The organism is Fulvivirga imtechensis AK7, assembly GCF_000331535.1.
In the GTDB taxonomy this organism is placed as follows: Bacteria; Bacteroidota; Bacteroidia; order Cytophagales; family Cyclobacteriaceae; genus Fulvivirga; species Fulvivirga imtechensis.
The window spans coordinates 106,861-122,091 of sequence record NZ_AMZN01000027.1; the positions used below are offsets into that span (position 1 = coordinate 106,861).

Below are 15,231 nucleotides of genomic sequence, written 5' to 3' on the forward strand. Positions count from 1 at the left end.
GCTAAACAAGACAAGGAAGTGACATTAAAAGTAACGAATCATAAGAACCTGGGGGCCACCTCACGAAGAATTCTTGAATTAAATGAGGGATGGCGGTTTCGTCAGGCAGGCAAAGAGCAGTGGCACGAAGTTTCGGTGCCGTCTACTAATTTTACAGCCCTTTTGGCTCACGGGCTCATTGACGATCCTTTTTACAGAGATAATGAAGCCAAACTCCAATGGATAGAAAAGGAAGATTGGGAGTATAGACTTTTGTTCGAGCTCAACTCTGAAGACCTCGATTACCCGGAAATAGATATTGTTTTCAAAGGGCTGGATACTTATGCGGATGTAAACGTAAACGGCCATCTGCTTTTCAAAGCCAATAATATGTTTGTGGAATGGAGGGAAAATTGCAAGCAGTGGCTTAAACCAGGTATGAATGAAATACATGTGCATTTTCATTCTCCGATCAAAGCAACTATGCCGCTGTACCAGCAGGCTGGCTTCACATATCCTGCTGGGAATGACAAAACAGAAGAGAAGCTAAGCGTGTATTCCCGTAAGGCGCCTTATCATTTTGGCTGGGACTGGGGTCCAAAATTTGTGACTTCGGGGATTTGGAGGCCCGTTTTCCTCGAATTTTCCGATCCACTCAGAATATCCGATTTTTATATCGAACAGCATGAACTAACGGATAAGCGAGCCGTTCTCACCGCTAATCTGGAGATAATCTCCGGTGAGGGGCAGGAGGTAGAGCTACTGCTGACAACAGATTCACCCAGTGATGATTCTCAATATATAGCAACTCAGTTGATCCGTTTGGAAAAAGGCGTCAATTCAGTGTCCTCCGAAATCACAATTGACCACCCCATAAAGTGGTGGCCTGCGGGTATGGGGGCTCCGGATCTTTATCACCTAAAGGCTCAACTGCTAAAAGATGGGGCTTTACTTGACAAAAGAGAACTGAAAATCGGATTGAGAACCATTGAGGTGGTGAATCGGCCTGATAAGCATGGAGAAAGTTTCTTTATCAAAGTCAATGAACAGCCCTTTTTTATAAAAGGAGCTAATTACATCCCTTCCGATAGCTTTCCGGATCGCGTTACGCGGGATAAACACCAGGAAGTATTTAAAAATGCAGTGGGATCAAACATGAACATGCTTCGTGTATGGGGAGGAGGCATCTATGAAGACGATGATTTTTACGACCTGGCCGATGAATTCGGAATACTTATCTGGCAGGATTTTATGTTTGCCTGCTCCATGTACCCGGGGGACGAAGCTTTTCTCAACAACGTAAAAAAAGAGGCCATTTATAACGTCAAACGGCTACGGAACCATCCTTCACTGGCGCTTTGGTGTGGCAACAATGAAATAGCAGTGGGTTGGAAAACCTGGGGATGGCAAAAGGAATATAATTATAGCGAAGAAACCTGCTCACTACTAAAAAAATACTACGATGATCTTTTTCATCAGTTGCTCCCCTCGGTAATAAAAGAGTTGGACGGTAATAGATTTTACCTACCCTCATCGCCCATCAGTGACTGGAAAGGGCCTGATGATATGAAAATGGGTAATAATCATTTTTGGGGTGTATGGCATGGTGAGTTGCCCTTCAGCGCCTATGAAACTTATGTGCCGCGATTCATGAGCGAATATGGCTTTCAATCATTTCCTGAGCTTACATCGGTAAAACAGTACACCATTCCGGAAGACTGGGATTTGAATAGTGACGTCATGCTGCTCCATCAAAAGCATCCGAGAGGAAATGCATTGATAAAAAAATATATGGAATTGTGGTACAACGCACCAAAGGACTTCGGGGCGTTTTTATACCTAAGTCAGATTTTGCAAGCCGAGGGCATAAAAATAGCCATTGAGGCGCACCGAAGAAACAAGCCGTTTTGCATGGGTACCATTTATTGGCAGTTGAATGATTGCTGGCCGGTGGCTTCATGGTCCAGTGTGGATTATTACGGCCGGTGGAAAGCCCTGCAATACTTTGTGAAAAAGGCATATGCAGATATTATTACCTCAACAGTACGCCATGGTGATACACTTGAAGTATATGTGGTGTCAGACCGCTATGATGCTTCTGATGTTGTGCTTGAAGTAATTACAGTAGATTTTTTTGGAAATATTGCCTGCGAATCGAAAGCGGATATCAAAATAGAGCCAAATTCATCAACAGTAGCCTTTCAAGCCCCCGTGAATAGTATTATTAATGGCAATAATGAGCAGAGTTGTCTGATTATCAGCCGGGTAAAGGAGGGTGAGCAAACGATAAGTGAAAATCTATACTATTTGGTTATGCCCAAAGATTTACATCTCAGAAAACCAACAATTGAAGGAGTGATAAAGGAGGTAGAAGGAAAATATTTTGTAGACCTGTCTACGGATTATCTGGCCAGAAATGTGGTACTGAAAGCGAAAGGAACGAATGCTCACTTCTCCGATAACTTTTTTGACCTGATCCCGGGCCAGCCGAGAACGGTAGAGGTAAAGGTAGAACACCCCGAGAAGTTGAACGAGAGCCTGACCATTTATTCATTATTTGACGCCTGTATTGAATAATGAAGCTGGAGGCCATAGACATCATCATAATTGTGGGGTACCTGGTGCTTACAATTGCACTTGGATTTTATTTTTCCAAGAAAGCTTCTAAAGACCTTCAGGCTTATTTTTTGGGAGGAAAAACCATCCCATGGTGGATATTGGGTATCTCCAATGCCTCCGGGATGTTCGATATTACCGGCACCATGTGGCTGGTATCCATGTGCTTTGTTTACGGATTAAAAAGCGCCTGGCTACCCTGGATCTGGCCCACCTTCAACCAGGTATTTTTGATGGTATATCTGTCAGTATGGTTAAGAAGATCAAATGTAATGACAGGAGCGGAATGGCTTGAAAAGCGATTTGGTAATGGCAGGGGAGCAGAGCTTTCTCAACTGGTTGTTGTAGTATTTGCATTGGTGAGTGTAGTCGGGTTTATTGCTTATACTTTCAAAGGTATAGGGAAGTTTGCCCATACTTTTTTGCCATGGGATTTCGCCTCGGACACCTACGCGCTAATACTGATCAGCATCACCTCCTTGTATGTGATCAAAGGTGGGATGTATAGTGTGGTGATCACCGAGCTGATCCAGTTCATTATTATGACGATCGCTTCAATAGCTGTTGGTATTATTGCCATGAACCTGGTCAGTCCGGAGATGTTATCCGAACATATTCCTGAGGGTTGGAAAGAGTTGTTTTTTGGCTGGCACCTGGATTTGGATTGGTCCGGTGTGATCGCCTCTGTCAATCAAAAGATCAGCGAAGACGGGTTCACGTGGTTTTCATTCTTTGTGATGATGATGCTGTTTAAGGGGGTACTGGTAAGTATGGCAGGCCCCGTGCCAAACTACGATATGCAGCGGATACTGGCTACAAAGACGCCAAAAGATGCAGCGAAAATGAGTGGCTTGGTGTCACTGGTGATGTACTTTCCCCGGTATATGCTCGTCACCGGCCTGACCATACTGGCGCTGGTATTCCTTGGGCCAAAGATCAGTCAGGAGGGAGGGTTCGACTTCGAAATGATACTTCCTTACTCGATCAATAATTTTATTCCTGCCGGCTTTACAGGGCTGCTATTGGCCGGACTGATCGCTGCGTTTATGTCGACCTATGCAGCTACGGTGAATGCAGCCCCCGTATATTTTGTTAATGATATTTATAAAAAATACATCAAACCCGATGGCAGCCGAAAGCTCTATGTCAGGATGAGCTACCTGGCTTCGTTTGTTATTATTGTGCTTGGTATTGCTTTCGGGTTTGTTATTGACTCTATCAACTCCATCACCCAATGGATCTTCGGAGCATTGTTCGGAGGCTACACTGCCGCCAATTTATTGAAATGGTATTGGTGGAGGTTCAACGGCTATGGCTATTTCTGGGGTATGATGGCCGGGCTGGGCGCATCACTGGTGTTGCCATTCCTGTTTCCCGAGGTGCAGCCGCTTTATGCCTTCCCGTTTATACTGCTTATTTCTCTGTTCGGATCCATTGGCGGTTCACTACTTACAAAACCGGATAATGAGGACGTATTGATAGATTTCTATAAAAGTGTCCGGCCCTGGGGGTGGTGGGGACCGGTGAAAAGAGCGGTAATGGAAAGATATCCCGAGTTCACACCCAATAAAAATGCTGATAGGGATGCCTTTAATATAATTGTAGGCATTATCTGGCAATTAACTTTGGTAGTGATGCCCATTTACCTGGTTATCCGGGAGCTTTGGCCGATGCTCATTGCGTTTGGTGTATTTGCCATTACCTCCATAATTCTAAAGAAAAACTGGCTGGACAAACTTGAAAATGATTGATCAATAAAAAAGGACATCATCATGAAAAAATTCAACCTCCTGATTTTACTCTACGTTTCCCTGGTGCTGGCAGGCTGCATCACCGGGCAGCAAGATGCTGTCACTTTACAGTCACCGGCTATTATTCCTGAGCCTGTTCACCTGGAAGTGAAGGACGGAGTATTTCAGCTGACGGACCGGACGGCTGTGTCTTTTAGAGCAAATGACGAGTTGGCAGAATCTACTGCCGGGGCACTTAACGATATACTACTGCCGATACTGGACAGTAAATTAGAATATCGGGAGAATACTACAACCGATGTTATCCTTTTTAAAACAGAGGCAGCTATCGACAATCCAGAAGGCTACCGACTAAACGTTACGGATGATCAAATAACGATCAGTGCCGGCACTGCTGCAGGATATTTCTACGGGCTACAGACTCTCAGGCAGTTGTGGGAGACGACAGACCAGGAAAATAAGGGAGGACTTTTGATCCCTCAGGTGGAAATAGAAGATCATCCGCGGTTTGAATGGCGTGGTATGATGCTCGATGTTTCGCGGCACTTTTTTCCGAAGGAGTTCATTAAAAAGTTTATCGACTACCTGGCGATGAATAAGCTCAACACCTTCCACTGGCACCTGGTGGACGATCAGGGGTGGCGGATTGAGATAAAGAAGTACCCATTGCTTACCGAAAAAGGGGCATGGCGTGTGAATAAGGAACACCTGCATTGGAACTCCAGACCTAAGCCTGAGCAAGGAGAGGTAGCTGACTTCGGAGGCTTCTATACACAGGAAGAGATTAAGGAGATAGTGCAGTATGCAGCAGAAAGGCATGTAAATATTGTTCCTGAAATAGAGATGCCTGCACATGTCAGCGCTGCGATTGCTTCATATCCATGGCTATCGTGTAAGCAGGAGCCTATTCCTGTTCCTTCGGGTGGGGTATGGCCTATCACAGATATCTATTGTGCCGGAAATGACAGTACCTTTATGTTTTTGGCAGAGGTATTGACAGAAGTTATGGAACTTTTCCCTTCGGAGTATATCCATGTAGGAGGAGACGAAGCCACTAAAACCGAATGGGAACATTGCGCCAAATGCCAGCAAAGGATCAAAGATGAAGATCTGGCGAATGTTCATGAACTTCAAAGTTATTTCATTAGCCGTGTAGAAGAGTTTTTAAATGCCAATGGCCGCAAGCTGATCGGATGGGATGAAATACTTGAAGGAGGGTTGGCGCCTAATGCTACCGTAATGTCGTGGCGCGGGATGAGTGGCGGCATAGAAGCCGCAAAAAAAGGCCACCATGCCGTGATGAGCCCGGGCACACACCTGTATTTCGACCACTACCAGGGGCAGCAGCAGTTAGAGCCATTGGCAATAGGAGGCTATTCCCCTATCAGCCATGTTTATACATTTGACCCGGCACCGGATTCATTGGGGCAGGCGGCAGATTACATACTTGGCGGTCAGGCCAACCTGTGGACGGAGTATGTGCCTACCCCTGAGCATGCTGAGTATATGATCTTTCCCCGCATTTATGCGCTTGCCGAAGTGCTTTGGACACCGCGCGAAAATAAAGATTGGGACAAATTCATCTCCAAAGTGAACCGCCACTTACCCTTGCTTGATGAAAAAGGAGTGAACTATGCCAGGAGCATGAATAATGTACATGTTACTCCTGAGTTTGATAAAGAAAAAGGTACTATTTCCATGAAAATGGAGGCCGAAAATCCTCAAGGAGATATCCGGTACACCGCAGATGGCTCAGAGCCAAGTGTCAATAGTGAGATCTACCTGGCTCCGATGTCCCCCGATCAAACAATGACGGTAAAAGCCGGGTTGTTTCAAAACGGAGAACTTGTTGGAAAAATCTCTGCTACAGAGATATTTATACACAAAGCTTTCGCCCAACAGCCTGAGTATAAAGCACAGCCTGCGGAAAAGTATTCGGGCAATAGTGATTTTGTGTTAACAGATGGTATCCGGGGAAGCATGAACTTTGGCAGTGGAGAATGGCAGGGCTTTAATGGTGATGATCTTGAACTTGTTTTTGACTTTGAAGAGCCTACCACTGTCAGCAATGTAACCGTTGGTACACTACAGGACAATGGCAGTTGGATCTTCCGCGCCAATAAAGTAGTTATTTACGGGGCTGGTGACGGTTCTGGTCTCGAGCTGCTAGGTGATTCGAAAGCCAACATTTCCTCTTCAACAGTAGAAAAGCAGGTCGTGGATTTTTATGTTACAATTCCCGAAAAGCCTTTAAGCCGGCTTAAAGTAGTAGTATATAACATAGGTGTATGCCCTGAAGATCATGCCGGAGCAGGAAGGCCCGCGTGGCTGTTTGTCGATGAAGTGATCATCGAATAATACCTTTTGGCCTTCGCTTAACATTTCAAATTACCCGAAAGGTTTAAGACTCTCCTCCTTAATCCTTTTTTCTTCTGGTTCCTTTTCTCTTTCTTCCTCTCTTTCAGATCATTACATTAAAAACTGACGGCTATGCCCCAGAGGGGGTGAATCTTTGTAGCCCGGGGGGTGAAGCCCTGGGTTTACAAGAGAGAAGTTGAATGTGCCACAGGAAAGTCTGGCCATTAAAACACAGGCTCCCTTGGCACACAGCGGGCAAGGAAACCTTCATGGTGATATAATCTTATTAGTACTACTAATAGATTACGTGCTCCATTTAAACCAACGTGAGTTCGATATAAAATACACGCCAGTGGGGCTTTTTTGCGTCAAGTATTCGCATTGTAAAAGACAATGCTTCAATAATAGGAAACACAGACGCAGTAGCTCAAATAACTCTTCTGCATTGCCTTATTCGATAGCTTTCCTGTTATCCCGAATTTCAACACCTCACCCATCAAAAGCCTATGCTTTTACTGCAGTCTGCAATTCCCTCTCCTCGGAGGAGAGGGTGGTTCTTCTGTGCTTATACTTCAGCCTGTTCAGGGGTGAGGTGATAAACTCAAAGGGAATAATATAAGTTAATGGCTATGGCCCTCGAGAAATCCCCTCAGCTATTGCCTTTTCTGTTGTTTGACAGAATTATGTTCCATAAGAGTAATAATTCCGGGTACATAAACTGTTTCTTAAGAGACAAAAAAGTAAAACTGATGCTATGAAAAGCAAAAAGCCAAAAATTGCACAAAATTCACAACTTAGCAAAAGGTTGATTATCAATGTATTGCAAAACTTGTCATTGGTACGTGAGGAAGGATCTTCCTAAGTTGTTGGTAGTATCTTTGAACTTAGTAAGATTCTTCGTGCCTCCCCGAGGCAAGTTAGGGACAGGCAGAATGACCTTAAAAAGAGGTTTTTAGGTTATTTTTGGATACGAAATACAAATTTAATCGGTTCCACTATTACGTTAAACTAATATAGGTATTGACAATGATATTGTTGATAGGAGAAAGCTAAATGTATTGATATTGCGTTGGTGCATATAAAAGATATGTTCTTATAAATATTTCAATAACAAAAACATTACATACCGCAGGTTTTTCCATTTAATTTCAGGAACTTATATGGTTTTGAATAGCAAAACAGATGTATCTGGTACTAACCAACCCCGGGTGCTAAATCGTGATGAGCTTTAAAACCAATTTAACTGCAAATGTAGGAAGTAAGGTACATCTGGCGTTTTTAATAATGCTGATGAGCTATTCTGTTCACGGACAGTCATGTGACTGTCCGGCCAGCGATAGCTGTGGACCTTGTTCCGGGGGGCTTTCCAGCCTTACGTTACGGTATAATGGAGGTGGATTGATCATCAATGTTCTGGCATTGGATGGCAGAGGTACGGTGGGGATTAGTTTTCTTAATGATATTATTACCCTTGAAAGTGAAGCTCCGGAGGTCCCTTTTAATGGAGATGTAACGGTCACTGCCATAGTGCTTCTACATCCCGGAGCAATACATGATTCTGCGGTTATAGATATATCCTGCACTTCACCAATTAATGTAGGTGACGTCTATGGTAACTTTTCAGTAGTTGCAGGGGTGAGTGTTGAGGGGATAGCCTTATGCTGCACAGCATCAGCCATCGAAACCAACCCTCCGCAAATATCTAACTGTCCTGCTGATATCCATATAGCTGCTAATTCCATCACATGTGATGTTATGGTTAATTGGGAGGAGCCTGTAGCCGTTGATGATTGCCAACTGGTAGACTTCACCAGCACTTTCAATCCGGGAAGCAGTTTCCCACTTGGCACTACCGAGGTGGCCTATACCGCTACAGATAAATTTGGAAATACATCTACCTGCTCTTTTTTTGTAGTTGTTAATGATGAAACTCCACCAGTATTTCAGACCTGTCACAGCTCCATTACTGCATATACCTCCGGACAATCATGCACAGGCGCTGCTTTCTGGACTATCCCTTCAGCAGTAGACAACTGCTCTGCGGTACAGGTTGCCGGCAATTATAGTTCCGGTGACACTTTTCCATTTGGAGTGACTACCGTTACCTATACTGCCAATGATGAAGCTGGTAATACCTCAATATGCACTTTTATAGTGCAAGTTAAGGATACTCTTGCTCCGGTATTTTCAGGGTGTCTGGTATCAGATATAGTAGTGTCTGCAGCAACCTCCTGCGAGGCAGTGGCTTTCTGGACTCCTCCCCAGGTCAATGACGACTGCACATTTGCTCTTACAAGTAATTATAACCCTGGGGATATATTTCCTTTGGGTGCTACCTCAGTAGCCTATACGGCCATTGATGCATCTGGTAATACAGCCATCTGCTCCTTCGATGTGGTGGTAGTCGATTCTGGTCCCCCGGAATTTCTCGAGTGCCCGGCAGATATTATAGTTATAGCCAATAGTACCTGCTTAGCCGAGGTGCATTGGAATGTTCCAATTGTTGCAGACGCTTGCAGTGGTGTGGTCGCAACTACGGCATCTCATGAGCCCGGAAACATTTTACCTGTTGGCATTACGCAAGTCAGCTACACGGCTACGGATGAAGTGGGCAATAGCGGCTCGTGTTATTTTGATGTGATTGTGCAAAATGAACAATTACCTCTGATCTCGGGATGTCCTGCAGATATTGATGCGAAGGCCGGTGAGTCAGGCCAGGTTGAGATAAGCTGGAAGGAGCCTTTGGCGCAGGTATCATGTGGTACGGTTACGCTCGAAAGTTCTCATCTTCCAGGAGAGTTGTTTCCGGTAGGGGTAACAGAAGTCGAATATACTGCTATGGATAATGCAGGTCAGGTCAGTTCATGCCGTTTTAATGTTACTGTGGCTTACGAGGAGTTGAAATTTGATGTCGCTCCACTAATTACTCCGGATGGAGACGGGAAAAATGACCTGTGGTTGCTGTCAAACATAGAAAAGTTTAAGGATAATAAGGTGATCATAGTGGATCGATGGGGTGGCGAAATATATCGTGCCACAGGTTATAATAATGAGAATATAGTATGGGACGGCAATAATATGAATGGTGTACCTGTGCCCACGGGTACATATTTTTATTTTATTTCAGTGAAATTTGTTTCAGAGAAGGTCGAAAAAAAGGGATTTATAGAGTTGGTACGATAGTGATGGGAAGCAAGCAAGAATATATATTAACAGTAACTAAAACTCTATTTTTGATACTACTATACTTTTGCGCGGGGCAAGCGGTTGCTCAGCAGAGAGCACAGTTTACGCAATATATGTTTGAGGGGCTGATCATTAATCCGGCCTATGCGGGGGCTGATGAAGCATTGAGTATGTCTTTCATATTAAGAGACCAATGGTCAGGAGTAGAAGGCGCTCCATCTACCCAGATATTTTCGGCTCATACACTCTTCAAAAAGAAGCAGATAGGCACAGGCCTGTTAATAAGTAATGATAAAATTGGTGTTCATAATGATTTAAATATATCCACAAATTATGCATATCATTTGCCGGTGGGGCAAAGTAAGACATTGTCATTTGGCCTGCAGGCAGGGCTTCACCACAGCATGACAGATTATGGCGCCTTGGGGGAGTATAGCAATGATCCTGGATTATATAATGCAGCCGTTTCACGCACATTCTTTGACATGGGCGCAGGCTTGTACTTCAAAAGTCCAGAATTACATATAGGTTTTTCAGTGCCTGAGATCATGCCGAAAGAACTGCAGTTCAATGATTCACTTGCCGTAAAAATTAGTCAGGTCAACTATTTTTTCTTTTCGAAATATAGGCTGACCCTGGATCACAACCTTGACCTGGAGCCAAATATACTCTTTAAGTATATGCATGGTATTCCCCTGTCATATGATATCAATTGCAGTATTGTCTACAGGCAGATCCTTGCGTTAGGGCTGTCATATCGCAGGAAGGAATCACTCGATTTGATCTTTAAATGTCGGGTAACACCACAGCTTCAGTTTGGTTATGCATATGATTATCCTGTTGGCCGCGTGTCAAAATTAATAGCAGGGTCACACGAAATAGCAGTGAATTACCTTTTCAGGTTTAAACACGATAATGTAGCTTCGCCAAGGTAAACAGCAAAATGCGTACACGATATTTTCTTTTAGCATTATTACCATTGATCATTGGTGTTACGTGGAAAACATCCGCCCAGGAGTCTGTTTTTAAGCTGTTTAAAAGTGATATCCAAATTGCGGACAAGCATTTTGACAACGGCAACTATCAAACAGCGCTGGAATTATACATGAAAGCCGCTGATGAACGTAGGCACACGAGTGCAGTAATTCTTAACATAGCCCGATGCCATTACTTTCTAAAGCAATATGCAGAAGCAATAGCTGCTTACGATAAATACATGGAAGCTTCTCATCGCCTGAAAGCCGCGGACATTTATTACTACGCAGAAGCTCATGTGGCTATGGAGCAGTATGACGATGCAATAAAATATTATAAGATGTATCTCAAAGACTACCCTGGCGATGAACTGATCTATCAAAAGATCTGGCGGCTTGATAATATCCAGTTTTTATATGAAGATTCAACACACTTTGCTGTCCGTCCCATATCCATCAACACGGGTTATGGAGAACTGTGTGCGGTTTCATATCGGTCGGGAATCGTATTTATGTCAAACCGTAAGAAAATTGGGGGGATTGAGCAGATTAATCCTGCTCTGAATGCACCGTTTTACAATATTTATTATTCGCCAACCGCCACTGATACTACAAGGAGTAATGATACCATGGTTTACAGTACCCCAATATTATTTGATAAAATCCTGAACCAAAGGTTTCATAGCGGACCGGTAGCATTTTACCAGCGTGGTGAAAAAGTAGTGTTTGCTTCTTCTGATCGAGAAAGTCAGGTGAGCAGGACATTACAGTTATACTTTGCTGAGATACATAACGGGAACTGGCATATTACCGGGAAGTTTCCTTATAATAGCACCGAATACTCCATCACTGATCCCACTATCAATGAGCAGGGAAATTTACTATATTTTTCATCAGACATGTCTGGAGGGGCAGGAGGCAAGGATCTGTACAGATCTGAGTTGACCGATGGCAACTGGAGTAAGCCTGTCAACCTGGGTGAAGTAGTAAACACCCGGTATGATGAAGTCTTTCCTTATCTTCACAACGAAGAGGTGCTGTATTTTTCTTCCAATGGACATCCGGGAATGGGAGGGCTTGATATCTTTAGAACAAAGCTTAATTCTGATGATTTCAGTGAGGTGGAGAACCTCGGTTATCCTCTTAACTCTCATCGAGACGACTTTGGGATTACCATAGATTCTCTGAATACCCGTGGTTACCTCACTTCCAACCGCAAAGAAGGAGGTTATGATGATGATATCTATGAATTTGATATGGACATCCAAACCTATCCCCTGGAAATAGCCGGGGTTATGAAATACATCGAGCATAGCTGGTCCGATTCCTCACAATTGAAAATATTGTCTGGGGTTAATTTTTCTTTGATAGATAATGTCAGAAATATTACTGTGTCGACCGGCGCTTCAGACCGATCCGGCAATTTTATAGTGACCATACCTTATTACAGCAAATACCGACTTCACATCATTGGCGAGGATATTGGTGACGGCATTGTTAGTTTTGAAGTGCCGAAGTATAAAAGATTCAATGGTAAATATGAAGTGGTAGTGGTAAAAGACGATTTCAGATCCACAGGAAAACAGACGGAAGATGAAGATAAAGATGAATGAAGAGGCTTACGCGACTTTCTTTCGAAGGTGCAGTCTGCACTGCGTACTGTTAGTTGCTACTTTTTTTATGACATTGCATGCAGCAAATGCACAGATCAGGCAGGTGTATCAGCTCAAAACTTTCGATCAGCAATTGCAGCCCGTAAAGCATCTTGATATAGCTATCAACGATAACGACTATGTATCCATCGGAAACAAAGGGGTTGCCTTTGTAGAGCTTTCGGATAGCGACCTGCCGATAAAATCAATACGGCTAAAGGATGACAAACTGGAAGCAGCATCATGGAATTTGAGTAAAGGTATACTTGAGGTCATCATTAGAAAAAAAAGCTATTATGAGATAGATATATTTGTTGGGAGCAACAGTGGCCAGCCTTTAAAAGGCGTGGAAGTGGCGTTTAATGGGAGAAAAAAAGTGACGGGTATCACCGATGGCAACGGCAAGGTGCGGTTACCCCTGGCTCTTGATGAAAAGATCCATTCCAAAGAGCAGTTTTCCCTTGATAATTATAATATAGTTCAACTACAGACCAGCGAATTGAATGCCAGGCTTATAGCGGAACCGGCCAAAACTGCCACAGTGGCGCCTGAAAGAGAGGTGCGGCAACAAGACACGGCTTCCAGCTCCTCTCAGAGTTATTTTAAAGATTTCGATCTCTCCAAACTGGATTCCATTCAATCACTAACTGTATTCTATGCCATTTTCAAAAACTATCACATTGAAGATATGGATGAGCCTAGCAGGAGGAAGGTAGACGCCAAGTTCCAGGAACTCATAGGACAATTGAAAGATTCGCTCAATCATAATGCGCTACGGTTTTTTAATAATATTTCAGATTCTACCTATTTACAGGAAGACATAAGCAATTTGTTGGCCCAATCCAGGCTGGAAAGTCGTATGCTGGATGAACAGCAAGCTGATTTCGAAGAAAAGATACGGCTAATCAATGATAAATTAAAAAGCGGTTTTGAGGCTTTGAGTGAAGAGGAGCGCACAGGCTTACTTGCCGATATTAGGTTACTTGAAAGGATACTTTCTGAGAATGAAAGTAAGTTTTACAAAAATCACAACAGCTACAGGCAGGTCATTAATGATCTGATGACAAGGTATTTTAACCTCGAGGATCTTGAAGGTAAACTCTCAAAAAGCGAGGCACAACGGCTGGAAGAGCAGCGCATGTTCAGGGAAAGACTTATCGCTATATTCTCACTTGTAGTCATATTTGCTGTTATGATCATACTGTTGGCTTACTTTAGCGACAAGTTGAAAAAGCAAAAGAAAAAGCTTGAGACAGCTAATGCTGAAATCAAAAGGATCAATGAAAATCTGGAAGGGATGGTCTACCAGCGTACAAAGATGCTGGAAGAAGCCAATCGTGAATTAGATACAGTCCTTTATCGGGCTTCTCATGACCTGAGGTCTCCGGTGTGCTCTATAGAAGGCTTATGTAATCTGGCTGCAATACTCAATGAAAAAGAGCGTGGTGAGTTGTTTGAAAAAGTGGTGCAGGCTACAAAGGGAATGGATAAGTTGCTGAAGAAGCTGAGTGTTATTAGCGAGATAAACAGACCTGGGGCTGTCTCTCCCGTTTATCTATGCGAGATGATTGAAGTCATACGCGGTAGGTTTAAGGAGGTCATTAATAGCCATGAGATCAATTTTGTGATAGAGTGTTCGCCAGATCTCATCATTAATACAGTGCCTAATCTGATAGAGGTAATACTGGCCAACTTAATCGAAAATGCTATATTTTTCTGTGTTCTAAAAGACTCTGAAGAATACCAGGTAGTGCTTAAAGCGATGGCAGTGGATACACATGTTGAATTGAGTATTTTCGATAATGGCATTGGAGTTGAAAGGACAATTAGCGACCGGCTTTTCGATATGTTTTTCCGGGGCAATGAGCACTCTAAGGGTAATGGACTGGGGCTCTATATTGTTCAGAAATCTGTACAGGCGCTAGGGGGTAGGATTACTGTAGAATCGGAGCCTGGCAGCTTTTCAAAATTTGCAGTAAACCTCCCCATCCATCTGCTGTCGAAAAATTCGCAGGAACTCACCGATACGGTTGTTTGATAGTGAAGGAAATTCAAAGTGGTTTTGAGTATGGTAAGTGAGGGATTTAAAATAGTTAGTGTCTCTAAGAAAAACGCCAATACCTGCGTTACACTCGTCCCAAAAATGCTCATCCCGACAACTGTAACAACTGTACAGGACTCCGCTTTTTGGCACTTCGTTCCGCCTTTTGAGGGGAACGTTTTCCTAAAGCCACTTAGAGTTTTCTTACAAACATAGTTGGCTGACTGTTAATAAACGCCCTCGAATGGAGGGAGAGGGGATACGGACAGTCGTGAAACCCTACCCCCCTTGGCGTGGCCACCAACAGGCCATACGAAAGAACCAACAACGAGAGGAGTGAGCATTTCCTATGCCAGGCCTCTCTTTTTATAACTATGGATAAACAGATTGTAAAATTTTTCTCATCACCCTTTCAATGCTTAACTTTAAGGTGAGTTCGATATAAAATGCTTAAAAAAGAGCAGTCATCCTGCCTGTCCAACTTGCCTCGGGGAGGCAACCAACAACTTTTCGTTGATTTTGAGGATAATGACATAGCTTCAGAACGGCCTTGAGAAAATGGCGTTAAGAATTTCAATGCCATACGTACACTTTGTAAATCACACTGTTTGAGCCCCGTTTTTCAAGGGGTGAGTTTGTGATTTGTCATCGCAGGCATTGAAATTTAGCCATTT

Annotated in this window: 7 protein-coding genes; all 7 read left to right on the forward strand. The window is 43.5% G+C overall.

Annotated elements, in window-relative coordinates; all coding sequences use genetic code 11:
* The first annotated feature begins 18 nt into the window (after positions 1-18).
* The 7 genes from C900_RS08510 (at position 19) to C900_RS08540 (ending at position 14,554) form a co-directional block, all read left to right on the forward strand.
* Positions 19-2,556 (forward strand): beta-mannosidase, encoded by a 2,538-nt coding sequence (locus tag C900_RS08510; protein ID WP_009579341.1) that lies wholly within the window; start codon positions 19-21, stop codon positions 2,554-2,556.
* Positions 2,556-4,346, forward strand: a complete 1,791-nt coding sequence (locus C900_RS08515; protein ID WP_009579342.1) for a sodium:solute symporter family protein — start codon at positions 2,556-2,558, stop codon at positions 4,344-4,346. Before C900_RS08510 ends, C900_RS08515 begins: the two co-directional genes overlap by 1 nt.
* Positions 4,347-4,367: 21 nt before the next feature.
* Positions 4,368-6,704, forward strand: coding sequence for a beta-N-acetylhexosaminidase (locus C900_RS08520; RefSeq protein ID WP_009579343.1), 2,337 nt, complete (start codon positions 4,368-4,370; stop codon positions 6,702-6,704).
* Positions 6,705-7,925: 1,221 nt separating this feature from the next.
* Complete coding sequence (locus C900_RS08525; RefSeq protein WP_009579345.1) at positions 7,926-9,887, forward strand: T9SS C-terminal target domain-containing protein; 1,962 nt, start codon at positions 7,926-7,928, stop codon at positions 9,885-9,887.
* A 50-nt stretch (positions 9,888-9,937) separates the two neighbouring features.
* Complete coding sequence (locus C900_RS08530; RefSeq protein ID WP_157493950.1) at positions 9,938-10,825, forward strand: PorP/SprF family type IX secretion system membrane protein; 888 nt, start codon at positions 9,938-9,940, stop codon at positions 10,823-10,825.
* 8 nt (positions 10,826-10,833) lie between these two features.
* A complete protein-coding gene (locus C900_RS28270; RefSeq protein WP_009579347.1) occupies positions 10,834-12,477 on the forward strand; it encodes a tetratricopeptide repeat protein in 1,644 nt (547 codons plus the stop codon).
* The gene (locus C900_RS08540; protein ID WP_040496165.1) at positions 12,458-14,554 is read left to right on the forward strand and encodes a sensor histidine kinase; all 2,097 of its coding nucleotides are present in this window, start codon (positions 12,458-12,460) and stop codon (positions 14,552-14,554) included. Before C900_RS28270 ends, C900_RS08540 begins: the two co-directional genes overlap by 20 nt.
* The last annotated feature ends 677 nt before the right edge of the window (positions 14,555-15,231 follow it).